The organism is Idiomarina sp. UBA3162 (genome assembly GCF_002364475.1).
Taxonomy (GTDB): Bacteria; Pseudomonadota; Gammaproteobacteria; order Enterobacterales; family Alteromonadaceae; genus Idiomarina.
This window is the reverse complement of record NZ_DEYI01000019.1, coordinates 20,295-38,880: the sequence shown is the minus strand read 5'-3', so window position 1 is coordinate 38,880 and position 18,586 is coordinate 20,295. Positions and strand designations below refer to the sequence as shown.

Sequence of the window (18,586 nt, the reverse complement as noted above, 5' to 3'; positions counted from 1 at the left end):
TCCTATCAACTATTGCAGCGGATCCTGATCCGCACCTTCTTTTTCAACTTCAGTTGGCATGAGGTCATCACGACTGACTCCCAGCGTAAGTGCCACGCTACTTGCCACGAAGATCGATGAGTAAGTACCCACAATCACACCAAATAATAACGCAGTAGCGAAGCCATGGATCAATTGTCCACCAACAAAGAACAGCGCCAACAACACTAAAATAGTGGTTAATGAAGTAATTAAAGTTCGACTCATGGTATCCGTTAACGCTCGGTTAATAACCTGCGTTGGTGTCAGCTTAGCGTACTTCCGGAACGTCTCACGCACACGGTCTGATACCACCACGGTATCGTTTATCGAATAACCAATGACTGCAAGCAATGCAGCAAGCACGGTCAAGTCAAACTCAAGTCCTAATACTGAGAATAACCCCAAGGTCAAAATGACATCGTGGGCCAGGGCGGATACGGCACCTACGGCCAAACGCCATTCGAATCGCATCGCGATGTAAATCAAGATACATATCAACGCGGTCAGCATAGCTAAACCACCTTGCTCAACGAACTCGTCACCCACATTAGGACCAACGAATTCGATACGACGCATCTCAATGGACGAATCAATATTGTCGCGCAAAGTCGTTAAGATCTGCGTCCCAAGCTCTTCGGCTTTAACACCTTCACGTGGTTCAAGGCGAATCAACAGATCCTGCTGAGTACCATAGTTTTGAACAACGGCATCATCAAAGCCGCCCGACTCAAGAGTGCTGCGCACCTGGTCGAGGTCAGCCGCTTGTGGAAAGCCAACCTCAATCAAGGTACCGCCGGTAAAATCCAAACCAAAATTCAGTTTGTTGACCGATAGTGACACGATTGACGCGATAAGGAGCAAGCCACTGATGAGTGCAAATACTCCACGAAAGCGCATGAATCCTATGCGTTCTTTTGTATTAATTAACTGTCTCATCATTCACCCTAAATTGATAACTTGCTAAGACGCTTGCCACCCCAAATGGAGTTAACAATCGCTCGCGTACCGACAATAGCGGTAAACATCGACGTGATAATACCGATTGCCAATGTGATGGCGAACCCTTTAACCGGTCCATTACCTACCGCAAAAAGGATGATCGCAGCGATCAACGTAGTGATGTTCGCATCAGCGATGGTCGACAAGGCACTATCATAACCATGATGAATCGCCTGCTGAGGACTGCGTTTAGCACGAATTTCTTCTCTAATCCGCTCGAATATCAGCACGTTGGCATCGACCGCCATACCGACCGTCAAGACGATACCCGCCATTCCCGGTAAGGTGAGTGTTGCGCCCGGAATCATCGACATCACACCGATAATCAAAATGATGTTCGTAGCCAAGGCGACATCCGCAACAATGCCAAACTTGCGGTAGTACAGCACCATAAACAGCAGCACTAGCACCAAGCCCCAAATAATCGCCTGTGTACCGGCATCGATGTTTTGTTGGCCCAAGCTCGGACCCACCGTCCGTTCTTCAACAATTTGAATCGGCGCAATCAACGCACCCGCACGAAGCAAGAGCGAAAGGTTTTGCGCTTCTTGCGGACCTACACCGGTGATACGGAAGCTGCTGCCCAAACGAGATTGAATGGTTGCCACACTGACGACTTCTGCTTTCTTATTAAATTGCAGGTTACCCTCAGCATCGCGTTCGCCGGTTGATTCATATTCCATGAAAACGGTCGCCATAGGCTGGCCAACATTATCTTTAGTCGCCAGTGACATCTTGTCGCCGCCCACACCGTCGAGCTCAATATTGACCTGTGGACGATTGTATTCATCGTAACCAACGCCTGCATTAACAATGTGGTCACCTGTTAGAATCACATCTTCTTTTAACAGTTGTGGACCACCGTTACGCGACGGGAGTAGCTCACTACCAAACGGTACGCGACCATTCACTGCGTCACGGACATCGTTTTCGGTATCAACAAGGCGGAATTCAAGTGTCGCGGTCGCACCTAAGATTTCCTTTGCCCGAGCCGTATCTTGTACGCCTGGTAATTCAACCACAATACGATTAGCGCCTTGACGTTGAATAACGGGTTCAGCAACGCCAAGTTCGTTAACCCGGTTTCGCATAATGGTAATGTTTTGGGATACCGCATAGTCACGGGTTTCAGCAAGCTTTTGCTCGGTCATTTGCATGCGAATCGTATTGGTCTCCGCATCCGCCAACATCTGGTAGCCTTGATAGCGTCCATCAAGATACGCCTCGGCTTGCTGAAAGTCTTCATCTGAACGGAGCTCAACGTTAATAGCATTATCTTCAACACCTACATTGGTGTAACGAATACGCTCCTCGCGCAAAGAACTTCGGATAGTATCTTTCATACCATCGAGAATTTTGCGCATGGCTTCGTTCATATCGATTTCCATCAAGAAATGAACGCCGCCACGTAAATCTAGGCCCAGCTTCATGGGTTCTGCGCCAATGCTTTTTAACCAGCCTGGCGTCGCGGGTGCTAAGTTAAGTGCAACAATATAGTGCTCACCTAAGCGCTTATTGAGTGCTTCACGCGCTTGCAGTTGCTCTTTATCGGAGCTCAGTCGTACGAGTACTTGTTCTTCCTCAAGCGCAACAGATTTGGGTGAGATGTCTTCTGACTTGAGCGTTTCACGTACTAAATCAAGCGTTGAGGCATCTACTGTTGCTTGACGATCTGCGGAAATTTGAACTGCGGGATCTTCGCCGTAAATGTTAGGCAGCGCATACAGCGCTGCCAACAAAATAACGAAAATTACGAGCAGGTTTTTCCACAACGGGTATTTATTTAACACGTCGTGCCTACCTTACATTTTCTATTAGAGAGACTTCATTGTACCTTTTGGAAGAACTGAGGTAACTGCTGCTTTCTGAACAGTCACTTCCATTTCTTCACTTAGTGCGATGACGATAAAATCTTTGTCGTCACTTACTTTAGTAATTTTGCCAACCATGCCGCCTTGAGTGAGTACTTCATCACCTTTGCTAAGCGAACTAATGAGCTCTTTATGCTGCTTCATGCGTTTGGCTTGTGGACGGTAAATCAAGAAATAAAATACCAAACCGAATAATAGCAGCATGATGATCAATTCCATGCCGCCACCTTGAGCAGCTGCACCATCTTGCGCGTATGCAGGGCTAATAAAAAAACTCATAATGTTTCCTCGATTGATGTTGCTTTATAATAATTGAACGCCACTCATTTCAGATGAGGGCTGATTTTTTAATTGCAAGTGCTAGCGCTACAGTTTATCGGATTTTTACCGCATTTTATATGCCTAGCACTCAACCTAGATTTCAAGTCCCATCGCTTTTAAGCGACGGCGTAAACCAACCTGCGAAACTTTCAACGCCCACATCATTTTCTCCGTGTCACCACTATAACGTTCGTAGTGCTCGCGGATGGTCGCTTCGCCCAAGTCTTGAGCTGTGTGAATACCATCAAAGCGTTGAATCAACTGATAAACTGAAGCACGAGAAATATTAAGCTCACGTGCCGTCGCTTGTAGTTCAAAACGGTTATTTTGTAACGATTCAATGAGCTCATCTTTACTGACGCTATTAGGTTTGCGCGATTTAGTCACTTTCTTGGTGCTGCTTGGGCCAGGCAACTCTTGCTTAGAAGCAAGTATACTGAGCAACTGCGGGTCTAAATATAAGCGTTCCTTGTCACGACTATCAATCACAATTTGTCGAGCAACATTACGTAGTTGTCTTACGTTACCGGGCCAGTTAAACATCAGCAGCTGCACCATGAGCTCAGTCGGCACTTCCACATCAAAACTCTTCTTCACGTGAACGCGGGCCCATTGTTCACTGACAAAGTGAATAAATAGCAAACCGATATCTTCACGCCGCTCGATTAAACTAGGTACAAACAGTTGATATGCCGATAATAGGTTGTTTAACCGCCAAAGCAGCGAACTTTTATTTTCAGGACAATTGTCATACGTGCTGGTCAGCATAAAGCGACATTTTAACGCCACAGGGTTTGAGTCATTCATTGCGAGCACTTTTTGTGCTTTAAACGCTTTGAATATTAACTCATGGACTTTCTCCGAAGCATCCTCAAGATCTTCCAATAAAATAGTGCCGTGCCCCGCTTGCTCGAGCCATCCTTTTCGTCGCTGTCCATTTCGCACAACGCCAAACAACTCTTCTTCTGCAACCGCGTCATGAATGGCAGCAACGTTCACGGAAATAAAAGGCTCGTCGGCTTGGTCACTGTAATCATGAATACTGCGTGCAATATGCTCTTTGCCAACACCCGCTGCACCACGGATCATGACAGGCAAATTAAGACGCGCGATATTCTTAGCTTTCTCTCTGACGGCGGCTATATCTGGACTAATGCCTAAAATAAGGTTGTCATCGGGAACCAGCATGTGTTGTAGCGGTAAAAATTTAAGCAGCAATACGACCTTGTTACTCAAGGTAAGAATGACGCCCTCGTGTATATCGTCAGACGTAAGCAAATACTCTTGCTGCAACGAGCGACCCGGAATCGTTACCTCGGTGCTCGTGCTATGGGCACGAACCCGGTAAAGATCGTCTGAGTCCTTTTGAATAATCAATGGCGAGCGACTAATGTGCGGATCAGCCAACGGCTTTCCAGCATAACCATTTTTAGAAAATTCAGGCCGATTGCGACTCACATAGCCGCGCCCTTCTCGGTCTAAGTCTAGCAGTGGAGCCACCTCACCAACACGATTAGCGTTAGGATGGAGCGCAATCACTAACATAGGAACAACAGATTGCTGCTTATCCAGAGAGTCATGCGCGTGCTGTGTTTTTATATCGGCTATATCCATAATTTGCTAGTCCTTAAGCATTATCGTCGTCTCTTGCACCATAATACTGTGCTACCTTAAAAACTGCTACATTTCTAATCGAATCTATGGCACTGTTGACTTTATTTTGTGTCCGAAAGCGCCTCGATCAAAATGTCCTCAATTGACTTACTATTTTACCTAACTGACTTAGCGGGTGTCGCTGTATTTGCGGTAGCAGGTACATTACTTGCGTTCCGTAAAAAAATGGACGGATTTGGTGTCATTATTCTCGCTTCTGCAACAGCCATTGGTGGTGGTACGACGCGCGATCTAATCTTAGGTTTACCCGTATTCTGGACGCACGACCCGACGTATATTTATGTCATCGTTGCCGTTGCATTGCTCACTATCGTGTGGCTGAGATTCAAGTCTTACATCCCTATCAACACCCTGTTAGTCGCTGACGCCTTTGGCCTCGCTTTTTTCGCAACCATGGGCGCTCAAAAAACCTTGGCAGCAGGCTTTACCCCTTTCATCGCTGTGATCATGGGCACAGTATCAGCATGCTTTGGCGGCATGCTGCGCGATGTATTAGCGCGCGATGTCCCGATGGTTTTGAAAAGTGAGCTCTATGCAACGACTTGCATCATCGGCGCAACGATTTATACGGTTTTAGTGCCTTACTTTCCTGTCACTGCATTGGCAGCAAGTATGCTAGCCACGCTCGTTGTGAGGCTCGGGGCTATCCGATACCAATGGTCTTTACCTGTGTTTAAAGAACACGAGCATCATTAGCCATGCTATCTATCGGCTGGATTATCGCGATTGCGGTCGCTTACCTTTGCCTGCTATTTTTCATCGCCTACCGAGGCGATAATCTAAGCCGAAAACGCGTTAAACCCTATCGATATGCGTTGGCTCAAGGTGTTCATTGTACCTCTTGGGCGTTTTTTGGCACGGTCACCCAATCGGCAATTTATGGTTGGTCTTTTGCCCCCACCTACATTGGCGCAATTCTAGTTTTCCTTGTATTTCACCGTGTTCAACTCCGCTTGCTAAGCTACTGCAAGCAGCAAAACATCACGTCAATCGCCGACTTAGTCGGTAGTCATTTTGGTCGCTCGTCGATGTTATCCGGTTTTATCGCTATCACCGCATTGGTTGCCGTTGTGCCTTATATTTCACTCCAACTCCGAGCCGTAACCGCGAGTGTAACCACGTTAACGGGCGTCGCAACAGGCGCTAATACATTCTTTGATTTAGCTCTGCTTGTCACACTCGCGATGGTTAGTTTTGCGTTTTTGTTTGGTACTCGGCGTTTGTCTTTAGCGGAGCAACATAATGGGTTGATGGACGTCGTGGCGTTTGAATCTATCGTTAAATTGGTTGCTTTTATGATAGTGGGCGCATTTGCATGTTGGTCCCTATTCGATGGCATGGTGGACTTAGTCGAACAAAGTATAGCGGCGCCTTCAGTAAAAACGATTCTTGAGGGCCGCCCCGATGGTATCTATATTTTTATTGTGTATGCCTGTCTTGGGGCGTTATCGATGTTCTGTCTCCCCCGTCAATTTCACGTGAGTTATATCGAGTGTAATCATCCTGACGAACTCAAAGTCGCGCGATGGGCGTTTCCACTTTATCTATTCGCTATCAACTTTTTCATTTTACCTATTGCGCTAGCTGGGCTAGTGCTAGCACCGGAGTACGCTCATACCGACATGTTTATGTTGGCTCTGCCGATCATAGCAGAACGCCCCGACATTAGTATTGTCGCTTTTATTGGCGGTCTTTCCGCTTCAACAAGCATGGTGCTCATAGCCTTATTAGCCCTCAGTATCATGATGTCTAACGATGTGGTAATTCCAAGCTGGCTGCATCTATTCAAACATCCGAGCCGGAGACTATCTCCCCGTCTAGTCCTCAATATTCGCCGTGCCACTATTATTGTAGTCATGTTGTTGGCTTATGGTTATTATCAGCTCACCTTAGAATCGCTGCCGCTGGTCAACTCCGGGCTTATTGCGTTGGCTTTACTTGCTCAGTTGGCACCCGGTATTCTGGCTACCGTGCTATGGCCTCGCGCCAGTGGTTTGGGTGTGAGTGCCGGCATTCTTGTCGGTTGGCTCGTCTGGGTTTGGCAATTACTGATGCCCGCCCTAAACACCCAACAGCCGATGCTGGATACCGAACTTGCAGACGGTGTGGTATTGAGCTTAACACTGAACTTTTCAGTGTTTTGGTTCTTTTCCATACTGCGCCCACAAATCCCAAACATTACAGCGCCAACCGTAAAAGATAGCATTGAGTCGGGTAGTCTCACTTGGGCGCGGCTTTATACGGTTTTATCAACGTTCTACACTGATGCTCAACTACGTATCATTCAGCGTCGCCTGAATATCGACTTATTTTCACAAGATAACCACGCCATCGTACCCACGGATGTCATGGTGCGTGTGGAACGAGAACTGTCTGCGGTGATAGGCACATCGGCTAGCCGGCTATTATTAGAGTCGGTATCTGAACAACACGTCCTGTCTGTCGATCGGATGGTGGACTGGGCCGCCGAAGCCTCAAAACTCTATCGATTTAACCGTGAGCTTTTGCAAGCTTCGGTAGAGAATATTCCGCAAGGTATTAGTGTGATCGACCAAAAGCTTCGCTTGGTGGCGTGGAACCAACGCTATGCTGATATATTCGACTACCCGACTGGGATGTTAGAAACCGGTATCCCAGTCGAAAAGTTGCTTCGCTTTAATGCCCAACGCGGTATGTTGAGTTCGCAGGAAACAGACATCGAAAAGGAAATTCAAAAACGTTTAGGCTACCTAAGGTCAGGCAGCGCTTACTCCTACCAGCGCCAGCAAGGTGAGAGAATCATCGAGTTGCATGGTAACCCAATGCCTGGTGGTGGTTTTGTTACCACTTACAGCGATATTACAGAAAAAGTAGCGGCGCAAAACCAGTTACGTCAAATCAATGAAGAGCTTGAGCAACGTGTTGCAGACCGCACAGAGCAGTTATTAATCGCCAAACAAGCAGAAGAGCATGCGCACCGCAGTAAATCTCGTTTTTTTGCTGCAGTCAGTCACGACTTAATGCAGCCGTTTAACGCAGCCAGCCTTTTCACCGATATGTTGGTTGCCAAATCATCAGCCAGCCAGCGTCCTATTGCCGATCACTTAAAGCAGTCCTTGGAACAAGCCGAAGAACTGCTCACCATGCTGTTAGACATGACAAAACTGGATAGCGGTCACCTCAAACCAGAGTACCAAACCTTTGAGCTCAGCTCCGTACTCAACCCTTTAGTCGAGCGCTACCGTTTTATGGCGCAAGACAAACAATTAGCGTTTCACTTCATTACGAGCCGTGTTCGCGTGCGTAGCGATCGCCGACTGCTAACTCGTGTCTTCCAAAATCTGTTATCAAACGCGTTGCGCTACACTCAAACAGGACGTATCACGGTGGGTTGCAAACGCGCAGGTAGCCAAGTCACAGTATGGGTTATCGATACCGGCCCCGGTATTCCCGAGCACAAGCAAAGAGAGATTTTTCAGGAGTTTCATCAGTTGCATAGTGAGAGTGATAACCCAGGCTTGGGGCTGGGATTATCCATTGTTGAACGTATTTGCCGCTTGATGAACCTACCGCTAACGTTGCGTTCGGTAGTTGGCAAAGGCACCGCTTTTGGGGTTACTTTCAATGCGCTTGCGGCACTGCCTCCGCAATCTAATCCAGATATCGGCGAAGAGACCGATAACGTCGAACCATTACTCAGTGGTTTTCATGTTTTAGTTGTCGACAACGATCCTCAGGTGCTGTTTGCCACCAGTGAATTACTAAAAGGTTGGGGCGCCGAAGTTACAACAGCTGAGGGCATGAGGGACTTGACGTCGTTAGCAGCATGCGACTTAATTTTTGCTGACTATCACTTAAACCATGGACAGACGGGTGTTGAAGTCATCGAAATGCTTCGAACACAGTGGAATAGTGATACACCAGCCATTATTAATTCCGCAGATCCTACGGAATCAGTGCGTCAAGCAGCGATGTCAGTTGAAGCCTACTTTATCCCGAAACCGCTTAAAGTGGGTGCTTTAAAACGCTTACTCAAGCGAATCCGAGGCGGATAACATCTGCCTGAATAGAATCCCAGCTTGGGTTCGATTGACACAATGGAGTTTCCTTAAAATCGCAGAAACATGCTGCTTGATGGTAGTTTCTTGTACACCAAGATCAAACGCGATTTGTTTATTCAGGCGTCCATCGGCAATCGCCTTTAAGACTTTTAGTTGTTGAGGGGTTAAACTTTCTAAGCTGCGAGCAAAGTTCACCACATCTTGATCGGTCTCGGTCAAGTCCACCAGTCCTTCGGGTAGCCAGTTATCACCCGCTAACACAGTTTCCACTGCCGAGGCCCACTCCGGTAATGGCACCGATTTAGGTATGTAAGCACTGGCCCCTAGAGCCATCGCCTGACGAATAATATTGGCATTTTCATTGGCGGAGACAATAACCACAAGCACGTCAGGAAACTGACTTCGCAATAATGTTAAGCTAGTCAACCCTTCGTTACCCGGCATGGACAGATCAAGAAAAACTAGCTCAAGTTGTGGGTTTTGCTTTAACTGCGACTCAAGCTGAGCGAAAGTTGACGCCTCTAACACGTCAGATTCGAGTGTTTCACCCAGTGCCTGTTTAATCGCCGCGCGAAAGATAGGATGGTCGTCTGCGATGATGGCACGTGCCATGGAGCTAAATACCGTATTAAGCATTTGTTGATGCCACCATGCTAACCAGTTTTAAGGGAATATACCAGTGCGAGCATAACTCGCACTGGTCACTGTGGGTCCATCAGTAATTAGAAACGATAGCCTACTGTCAGTGATACTGTGCGAGGGTCACCGTAGTACCCTGTGACGATGTTTTCACCGAAGGTAGAGCCAAAGTTATAGCCCGCTAGACGATATTCTTCGTCAAATACATTTTTGGCATGTAAGCCAACATTCCACTGACCACTGGTTGAGTACCAAACCAAGCTAGTATTAACCAGGCTATAGGCTTCTTCATCCAACGGTGAAGGAACTTCAAAAATCTGTGTGTCATCTCGATACGAGACCGAGGTCGACCATACCAATGAGCCGCTGTCCAGGATAAATTCTTTATTGAAACCCAAGTTCGCAGTCAGTTTAGGCGTATTCGCAAATGACCACGTGTCCGACACATCTTCAACTTGCCCTGTTTGCGGATTGAAGAAAGCAACCTCATCAAACTCGGCATCGATATAGCCCAACGAGCCAGTAAAATTTAGCGTTTCCGTGGCGGCAAAAGTCGCTTCCAGTTCAAAGCCCTGTACTGTCGAGTCCGCAGCATTAAGCACTTGTGACGCAACGCCCCCTGTTTCAACAGCGCGTTGAACGGTTACTTGCATATCTTGATAGTCGGAATAGAAGACTGCGCCATTCAAACGCAAACGACTATCGAGCCACTCGCTCTTAACACCGAATTCATAGGTGTCTACGATTTCAGGGTCGTACGGATTGGCAGCGTCAGGGTTGAGGCTCACGTCTGCCCGCATATCAACACCACCGGATTTGAAGCCATTGCTATAACTGGCATACCACATCATCTCGGGGGTCATTTGATAGCTAACACTCGCGTGTGGTGAGAACTTACTCCAATCCTCTTTAGTGTTAAAGTCCGAGTTCACCACAATCGGATCCGCTGAATAATCGCCCCTATCGAGGAACTTAACCCCAGCATACGTATAGCGATATACGTCGGCGTCTTTCTCGTCACGCGTGTAGCGTCCACCGACTGTTACCGACCATTGGTCATCTAATTTGTAGCTTGCTTGGCCAAAAATCGCCTCGCTCGTCGTATCGACACAGCCGCCATTGTCGATCGTCAGATTCAATAACCCTAGCACCGTGCCAAAAACGCCACAGGCTGTGCCATCATAAAAATATAGACCACCAATAAAGTTTAAGCGGTCATCCGAGTAGGTGAGCTGAAACTCTTGTGTCGTTTGGTCATCATCATAGTAAGCAGGTACTAACAGTACGGGGTTGACCGTTGAGTCAAAATCAATGTTGGTATCAGTACTGCCTTCACGATACGCGGTGATCGACTTGAAGCCCCACTGAGCGTCGACATCCCAATCAACAGTCAAAGAGTAGCCTTCGGTTTCAACCGAGTTATCGGTCGGCATCGCGGTATAAGAATCAAATACGTCGTCAAGATAGGGTTCATCACTTAACAGTGATGGTAATAGTCGGTGTCCTCCGCGTGCATTAGAATCGTCTTGAGTCCAGTCCGCGGCAAATTTAACATCAACATCTTTGCTCGCTAGCCAGCGTGCATTGAATCGTCCTGTCACCAACTCTTTATTATAGTTATCTGCACCCGTGTTAACGAACTCTCCGTAACCATCGCGATTCAATGTTGCGAATGCACCGCCAATATAGAAGTTGTTACTCAGTGCCGTTTGACCGGCGACTTTTAAGTCGGTTTGGTTGTAAGTGCCAATGGTGCCCTTAACTTCAAATTCGTTGTAGCCCGTTAGGTCACGAGTGACATACTTCATCGCACCACCAATGGTGTTCTTACCGTATAAGGTGCCTTGAGGACCGCGTAAAACTTCCACACGTTGTACATCAAGCACTTCAAGCACAGCTCCTTGTGGACGCGCTACATAGACGTCATCAATATAAATACCGACGCCAGGCTCAAAGCCCCACAATGGATCTTGTTGTCCGATACCACGGATATAAGCCGTCAGTGTTGAGTTGGTTCCACGGCTGACTTGAAAAGTCGTATTGGGCATTTTGTACTGTAACTCAGTGATATCTTCGATACCGTCTCGCTCAAGTTCTTGCTCACCAAAGGCACTGACGGCTACCGGCACTTCTTGCAGGCTTTCGTTAGTCCGACGAGCAGTGACCTCAATGCGTTCAAGTTTATCGGATGCCTGCTGTTCGTTTTGTTCGGCGTTATCCTGCGCCCACACCGACGCGCTACTCAGCGCACCTGTCATCGCTAGCGTTAACAGCGAAAGTTTAAATCCTTTGTTGTTCATGGTGTTTCCCCTGACATTTATTGTCATTGTTATTGCAATTATTGGCTGTGCATCACGCACCAGAATCATGGCTGTTAAATAACCTAGCGCAAAATGTTAAAAAAGTGATCTGTACCATAGTACTATGGGTTAACTCCACGCGTTCACGCACAATAGAGCCATGCAACGACCAGAACATGGCCCGTTATTAACTCGTTGCGAGGTATTTCATGTTAAGTATGATTGGATTGGTGGGCGGTTTATTGCTGCTCATTGTACTCACGTTAAGAGGAATGAACCTCTTTATCAGTGCACCGCTGTGTGCGGTTGTCGTTGCTTTGTGTAGCGGTATCCCGTTGTTCACTGGCGATGTTAACTTTGTCGCCGCCTATATGGATGGGTTTGCCGGCTTTGTCGCCGCTTGGTTCTTTATGTTCCTCCTCGGCTCCATGTTCGGTAAATTTATGGAAGATACCGGCGCGGCAGACAGTGTTGCCAAGTGGATTATTGACCGACTCGGCAAAAAACAAGCCGTATTAGCCGTCGTATTAGCCTGCGCTATCTTGACTTACGGTGGTGTGAGCGTGTTTGTGGTCGCTTTTTCAGTCTACCCTATGGCACTCAGTCTATTTAAAGACGCTAACTTGCCACGTCGCTTCATTCCTGCCGCACTGTCGTTTGGTTCAGTTACTTTCACCATGACCTCGGCGGGTTCACCCGAAATTCAAAACTGGATCCCGATAAAGTATTTAGGGACATCTCCCTATGCAGCGTGGGAAGTCAGTTTAGTGGTCGCTGTCTTTATGGCAGTATTTGGCTATTGGTGGCTAACCAAGATTATCAATCGCGCCGTTGCACGTGGCGAGCATTTTGAAGCGCAAGAGCACGATCCGGTACTGCTTGAGCGCGACTTACCCAACCCTTTGGCAAGTTTAGTCCCGCTTCTAGTTGTATTGGGGCTCTCATTTTCATTTCATGAGCAACTTGCCCAAAACGCGCTTATCGTCGCATTGCTTGGTGGCGTAATCGCTATTGCTATCATCAACTACAACTACTTCCACAAACCTCAGCTGGCAATATCTGATGCCACCACAGGTGCGCTTGTCGCTATCGGCAATACGGCAGCCGTAGTTGGGTTTGGCAGTATCGCCAAAATCACGCCTGCCTTTGATACCGCGGTAAATGCTATGACCAGTCTACCCGGTAACGAGCTGGTCGGCGCAGCCGTTGCTGTCAGTGTGATCGCAGGCTTAACAGGTTCTGCCTCAGGTGGACAAGCCATTGCCCTGCCCGAAGTCGGTCCCCACTACATGGATGCAGGCGTTAACCCAGAGCAGCTACACCGTATTGTTTCGATATCATCGGGTGCACTCGACTCGCTACCGCACAATGGCTATGTGGTCACAACGATTCGCGCCATTTGTAAGCAGAGTCACAAAGATGCATACCCTGCAGTGGCCGCTGTCACCGTCGTAGTGCCGCTGATTGGACTCAGCTTAGCTATCGCACTCTTCATGCTGTTTTAATTGAGAGGCTAAAACGATGTTAACTACAGAACTTTCTGGCAATATGATGCAGCGCCCGCTCCAAATTATTGATATCTTGCGCTACGCAGCAACCCGTTACCCACATCAAGAAATCGTCACACGCCGTCTTGAAGGTGACCACCACCGCTATGGTTACCAAGCGTGCTACCAACGCACTTGTCAGTTGGCGCATGGGCTCAAACAATTAGGTATTCAGCCAGGGGAACGCGTCGCTAGCCTCGCCTGGAATACCTATCGTCATATGGAGTTATACTACGCGGTCAGTGGCATCGGCGCGGTGATGCACACAGTCAACCCGCGCTTATTTGAGGACCAAATCGCTTGGATTTTGAACCATGCCGAGAGCACTTGGGTGTTTGTTGATATATCCTTCTTAGCGATACTTGAGCAAATAGCGCCGGAACTCAAACACGTAAAAGGGTTTATCGTGATGGTCGACGAGGATCAAATGCCCGATCCCAAGCTCGATAACCTTTATAATTATGAAACCCTGCTTGCCTCTAATGCGCCCGCTTATGATTGGCCAGATATAGATGAACAGAGTGCAGCTCTGCTGTGTTATACATCAGGCACCACGGGGCATCCGAAAGGCGTACTGGCTTCACATCGGGCCATGGTGCTTCATGCGCAAGCAACGATGGGTAAGGATATGCTTGCACTTGATGAAGACACTGTCTTAATGCCGATGGTGACCATGTATCACGTCGCTGCATGGGGTGCACCTTACGCGGCCCCCCTTGCAGGTAGTAAATTAGTGTTCAGTGGTGACGGTACGTCAGGCGAGGTGATGAGCGAACTTATTCGGCAAGAACAAGTGAGCGTTGGTTTGGGCGTGCCTACTATTTGGCTGACTCTGCACAATCATTTATCAGAATCAAAGCAATCGATACCTACTTTAAAGCGCGTTTGTGTGGGCGGCGCGGCCTCCCCGCTGGGGCTCGTTAAAACCTACGATCAGGTTTATGACGTCTACTGGCAGCCGATTTGGGGCATGACAGAGACAGGGCCCTTGGTGTACTCAGCCCCGCCTACTCGCGATATTCTGACACGTAGCAAGGAAGAACAATATCGGATTCAGACCACTGCTGGTCGCCCAGTATTTGGCTCTGAAGCGCGTATCGTCGATTTAGATAACAATCCGCTCCCCCATGACGGTGAAACACGTGGCGAGTTGCAGGTAAGAGGTCATTGGATTGCCAGTCAATACTTCCGTAACGATGATCTGACGAGCTTCCCTGACGGTTGGTTAGCGACTGGCGATATCGCCGTGATTGATCCAGAGGGCTTTATGAAAGTCGTTGACCGCAAAAAGGATGTCATTAAAAGCGGCGGTGAATGGATAAGCTCGCTTGATATCGAAAATATCGCCAGCCAACACCCCGCAGTGAATGAAGCCTGTGTTATTGGTGTTAAACATCCTAAATGGGACGAACGCCCGTTGCTACTTATCGTACCTAATGCGGGTAAAGCAATTGACGAAACAGAAGTCAAAGACTTCTTGACCGGGAAAATCGCACGTTGGTGGATGCCCGACGCTATTCTGTTTGTCGAACAGTTACCGCACACCGGCACAGGTAAGCTCCTCAAAACTGAACTTAGAACACAGTATCAAAATTTCTTACTGGAGAACGCATCATGAGTACACTAAAAACTGCCAAGCTGAGCCTTGTTGCGCTCTGTGGCTTGTTTATTTCAATCACGCAGGCGCAAGAACCCCTGTTAGTGGAAAAACAAAGCTTTCAAATGGATAACTACACCACGGTGGGAGGGGAAACCATCAAGGATGTCACTGTCGGGTGGGAGGCTTACGGTGAGCTTAATGAGACTAAAGATAACGTAATTCTTATTACTCACTTCTTTTCTGGCAACAGCCATGCGGCGGGAAAATATACGCCTAATGATCCGCAAGCGGGCTATTGGGATGCCATTATTGGCCCTGGGAAGGCAATCGATACCAATAAATTCTACGTCGTAAGTATCGATTCTTTAGTTAACGCTTACCCGAATCTACCGAGTGTCATCACCACCGGCCCAGCAAGTATCAACCCTGATACAGGCAAGCCCTACGGTCTTGATTTTCCTGTGGTCACTATTCGCGACTTCGTCAACGTACAAAAAGCATTGCTTGAATCAAAGGGAATTAACAAACTCCACGCAGTGGTAGGCGCGTCCATGGGCTCACTGCAAGCTATCGAATGGGCATCAGCCTATCCAAACTGGGTCGACCGGATGGTTTCGGTCATCGGCACCGCAAAAATGGATGCGTGGACCATTGCCGGTCTCGAAATGTGGTCTCAAGCTATCAAGCTGGATCCAAACTGGCGCGATGGTGATTATTACGGCCATGACGCTCCAATTGATGGCGTCACTATGGCTCAGGCGATGATTACTCATGGCGCCATGCACCCCGAGATCTTCAATCAAAGTGCACCTCAGCAACCGACGTTGCCAGAGGGTGGGCTTGAAACAGTTAACAACCAACTACCCGCGGCTAAATGGTTATTCGACAGCAGCCGCGCACGCGCTCCACTGGCTGATGCCAATCATATCCTTTATTTAGTAAGGGCTAACCAGCTCTTTATTGCAGGCCACAAAGACACCTTAGAACAGGGATTAGCTAATGTGACAGCGAAGTCGCTATTCTTGCCGTCGAGTAACGATTTACTGCTCATGCCTTATATGGCTGAACACGCCAACGCGATGTTAAACGATTTGGGTAAAGAGTCAGAGCTAGAATACATCGAGGGGCCATGGGGCCACCTCAATGGTCTTTTCTCGATTCAATCAAAAGCCACTAAGTTGACGCAGTTTTTGAACCAATAATATTTAGGAGCCGCCGAACAGGCGGCCCTTCAACTTATCTTTCAACGAATCCTCAATTTTAGACTTAAGCAGCTCCTCAAGTTGCTTATCTAAACTGTCAGACTGCCCTTGCCAGTCACCGAGCTGATTCAAGAATGCTTCTTCACCGCCCATTTGCTCGTTAACTTTTGCCATCAAGTCTTGCTTAATCGACTGCAGCTTTTCTGAAGCCTCGCCGAGTGCCGCTTGCGAGAGCATTTTTCCAAGCTGATCGTCCAAATCGGAATTCAACGAAAGGCTCGGACTCACGATACTCCCACCCACATCAGTATTCACATCGAGACGATTAAGTTGGCCCAAGGCGTTAGCAATCGCTTTGGTAATTTTGCTCGTCCCTGACGCATCGACTTTTAAATCAAGCAATTTAACCAGTGCTGAACCATCAAGCTCATTGCCTTTCACCCGCACGGAGCCATCGCTATCTAGTATCGAAGAAATGAGTGATGCCGCTATCTCACTGTTATTGACTAGGTCAATATTACTTAACTGTGCGCCTTTCAACTGCCACTGCTGTTTTGCGTCAATGCCACTGGGCAACAGCGCTAGCTCACCATTCAAGTTAAATGAGCGCCACAGTGATGCATTATCTGCACGAGCTTGATAAGTCGTCGACTGACCCAATAAATCATGCTGATAAGTAATATTCTCCCAGTTGACATCCACTTGTGTGCCCGCAATCAGGATCTCCGTACGCGCCTTTTTGATTAATAACTCGGGCGCTGCATCCTGCTCGGCAAAACTAATGTTTTCGCCCATACCACGGGCTTTTTCTATGGTTTGGCTATCATCTGCCCGCGCAAGCATCGGTGCAATCTGCTCATAAGCGAGTAACACATAGTGACTCCATTTCTTGGCCTCCTCACCCAGCAATAGGCCTGTCACGTTTTGAATACCCGTCTCATTGAGCTGGAAGAATGATCGAATTCGGTCGATATCATTACCCGGCGCCGCCTTTACCTCACTGAGCTGAGTCTTCACCGTATCAATGCTTTGTTCAAGTTCTGCCTTAAATTGCGCAACCGCTTCTTTATCTTGTCGAATTTGTTGTTTCAATTTATCGAGTTGCTTTTTACGCTCAGCAATATCTCCGAGCCCCTCGATCTTACCCGACGTTAGTTGTTCTATTTGCTGCTTATACTGCTCAATCTTTTCCTTTTTCGGTAACTGGTCGCGAGCTTGCTTAAATTCAGTTTCTTGTTGCTTAACCTTTTGCTTGGCCGTCGCGATCACATCCTCCGTCTGCAAACCGACTTGCGCGACAATTTCATCAGTCGAAGGCAGTTTAGCCTTAACTGACGACCAACCATCCGAAGCCCAACTTTTGACCTGATCTTTATTAATAGATACATAGACCTCACCGGGTGATTCACGTTTTTGTGCCAAACGCACTCCAGTGACATCCAGCTGTTCCATTAATACACGACCAAGAATTAGCTCGCTCAGACTCACATCACCACTGATACGTTCAGCCTGCACACGGTTTAAATCGGGTTGATTAGGGTCAGTAATTTGTACCCCTGTCAACGTCAACCGGACAGGTGACCACTGGTGAGAAACCTCAGCTACATTCACCTCAGCACCGTTCAAGCGTCCAAGAGTCTGCTCAAACGTAAATTTCAAAATGGTGTCTAAAAATAGCCAAGACAATAAAACCAGAGTGCCTAACACAACAAAAAACGCGCCGAGCCCAGGCCATCTAATGATACTCTTACTCATATCAACCTCTTAAATCCGAATATACTTGCCACAGCCGGCTTCCCTTTAGAACGCGCACAATTTTTAGTTTATTAAACGTTGCCTGAATCCGTTTGCGGTAATTAATCACGATGTAATAAGTCGCCCCCCAAACGATAGGACTGACGATAAGGCTGAAAATGAAGCTTCCCATCGTAATCGTGTGATAAAACAAGGAAACACGTCCAATAGCTGTCGCGTAGACAGCTTCATAAATTGCTTGCCAACTGTCGGCTCTGAGTATAGATTCGCCAAAGCTGTGAAACATCGGATCGAGTAAATACGCGAGCCCCGAAAACACAGCGAACGAGACCAGAAACAGTGATAAATTGACTCGGAAAATCAAGGCTGCAAGTAAGATAATTAAGTTATGAACACGCCACAGTGGCGTTAATCCTAGAAACATGCCCAGCACCACCGCAATGGCCAATGAGCGGGCGCTCGTTTCTGAGTTTAGCGCTTTCAGTATTCGCGCTAATAACGTAAGCATGGCAACATCCTTTTGAATTATTTTTAACTAATATAGTGTTTGATTCGTGCCTAAAGCAAATAACCTGTTATGTTTTTATAAAAGCTTTTCATTAAAGAGAAATACTCAC

13 protein-coding genes are annotated in these 18,586 nt (G+C 47.6%); 5 read left to right on the top strand and 8 right to left on the bottom strand.

Translation table 11 applies throughout. The annotated features are described in order from the left end of the window. Positions 1–9: 9 nt before the first annotated feature. The 4 genes from secF to B2X00_RS02410 all read right to left on the bottom strand — a co-directional run bounded on the left by secF (position 10) and on the right by B2X00_RS02410 (position 4,826). On the bottom strand, positions 10–957 hold the full coding sequence (secF, locus tag B2X00_RS02425) for a protein translocase subunit SecF (RefSeq protein WP_290486026.1): 948 nt from the start codon (positions 955–957) through the stop codon (positions 10–12). Positions 958–965: 8 nt separating this feature from the next. Continuing rightward, positions 966–2,810: a protein translocase subunit SecD gene (secD, locus tag B2X00_RS02420; RefSeq protein ID WP_290485966.1), complete on the bottom strand. Its 1,845-nt coding sequence runs from the start codon at positions 2,808–2,810 to the stop codon at positions 966–968. Between the two features lie 24 nt (positions 2,811–2,834). Beyond that, on the bottom strand, positions 2,835–3,170 hold the full coding sequence (yajC, locus tag B2X00_RS02415) for a preprotein translocase subunit YajC (RefSeq protein WP_071464168.1): 336 nt from the start codon (positions 3,168–3,170) through the stop codon (positions 2,835–2,837). A gap of 135 nt (positions 3,171–3,305) precedes the next feature. After that, positions 3,306–4,826: a sigma-54-dependent transcriptional regulator gene (locus tag B2X00_RS02410; protein WP_290485965.1), complete on the bottom strand. Its 1,521-nt coding sequence runs from the start codon at positions 4,824–4,826 to the stop codon at positions 3,306–3,308. 132 nt (positions 4,827–4,958) lie between these two features. On the opposite strand from B2X00_RS02410, the gene B2X00_RS02405 reads away from it, so the two are divergent. Both B2X00_RS02405 and B2X00_RS02400 read left to right on the top strand, forming a co-directional pair. Beyond that, a complete protein-coding gene (locus B2X00_RS02405) occupies positions 4,959–5,582 on the top strand; it encodes a trimeric intracellular cation channel family protein (RefSeq protein ID WP_071464281.1) in 624 nt (207 codons plus the stop codon). 2 nt (positions 5,583–5,584) lie between these two features. Beyond that, entirely contained in the window at positions 5,585–8,920 is a 3,336-nt protein-coding gene (locus tag B2X00_RS02400; protein WP_290485964.1) for a PAS domain-containing hybrid sensor histidine kinase/response regulator, read from the top strand. Here B2X00_RS02400 and B2X00_RS02395 read toward each other — a convergent pair. Then, positions 8,894–9,538, bottom strand: coding sequence for a response regulator (locus tag B2X00_RS02395; RefSeq protein WP_290486025.1), 645 nt, complete (start codon positions 9,536–9,538; stop codon positions 8,894–8,896). The two genes, B2X00_RS02400 and B2X00_RS02395, sit on opposite strands and share 27 nt — an antisense overlap. A gap of 110 nt (positions 9,539–9,648) precedes the next feature. After that, entirely contained in the window at positions 9,649–11,865 is a 2,217-nt protein-coding gene (locus tag B2X00_RS02390; RefSeq protein ID WP_290485963.1) for a TonB-dependent receptor, read from the bottom strand. A gap of 209 nt (positions 11,866–12,074) precedes the next feature. Between B2X00_RS02390 and B2X00_RS02385 the strand changes: the two genes are divergently transcribed. Genes B2X00_RS02385 through B2X00_RS02375 form a run of 3 tightly spaced genes read left to right on the top strand, consistent with a single transcriptional unit; the run spans position 12,075 to position 16,214 of the window. Beyond that, positions 12,075–13,370 (top strand): GntP family permease, encoded by a 1,296-nt coding sequence (locus B2X00_RS02385; RefSeq protein WP_290485962.1) that lies wholly within the window; start codon positions 12,075–12,077, stop codon positions 13,368–13,370. 16 nt (positions 13,371–13,386) lie between these two features. Then, positions 13,387–15,030 carry a long-chain fatty acid--CoA ligase gene (locus B2X00_RS02380; RefSeq protein WP_290485961.1) on the top strand — a complete coding sequence of 548 codons (1,644 nt, stop codon included), beginning with the start codon at positions 13,387–13,389 and terminating at the stop codon, positions 15,028–15,030. Beyond that, positions 15,027–16,214, top strand: a complete 1,188-nt coding sequence (locus tag B2X00_RS02375; protein WP_290485960.1) for an E22 family MetX-like putative esterase — start codon at positions 15,027–15,029, stop codon at positions 16,212–16,214. The genes B2X00_RS02380 and B2X00_RS02375 overlap by 4 nt, the downstream gene beginning before the upstream one ends. 3 nt (positions 16,215–16,217) lie before the next feature. Here the strand turns inward: B2X00_RS02375 and B2X00_RS02370 are convergent, their stop codons facing one another. Together B2X00_RS02370 and B2X00_RS02365 are read right to left on the bottom strand one after the other, a co-directional pair. Further along, positions 16,218–17,969, bottom strand: a complete 1,752-nt coding sequence (locus tag B2X00_RS02370; protein ID WP_290485959.1) for a TIGR03545 family protein — start codon at positions 17,967–17,969, stop codon at positions 16,218–16,220. 1 nt (position 17,970) lies between these two features. Next, positions 17,971–18,477 (bottom strand): TIGR03546 family protein, encoded by a 507-nt coding sequence (locus B2X00_RS02365; RefSeq protein WP_290485958.1) that lies wholly within the window; start codon positions 18,475–18,477, stop codon positions 17,971–17,973. Between the last annotated feature and the right edge of the window lie 109 nt (positions 18,478–18,586).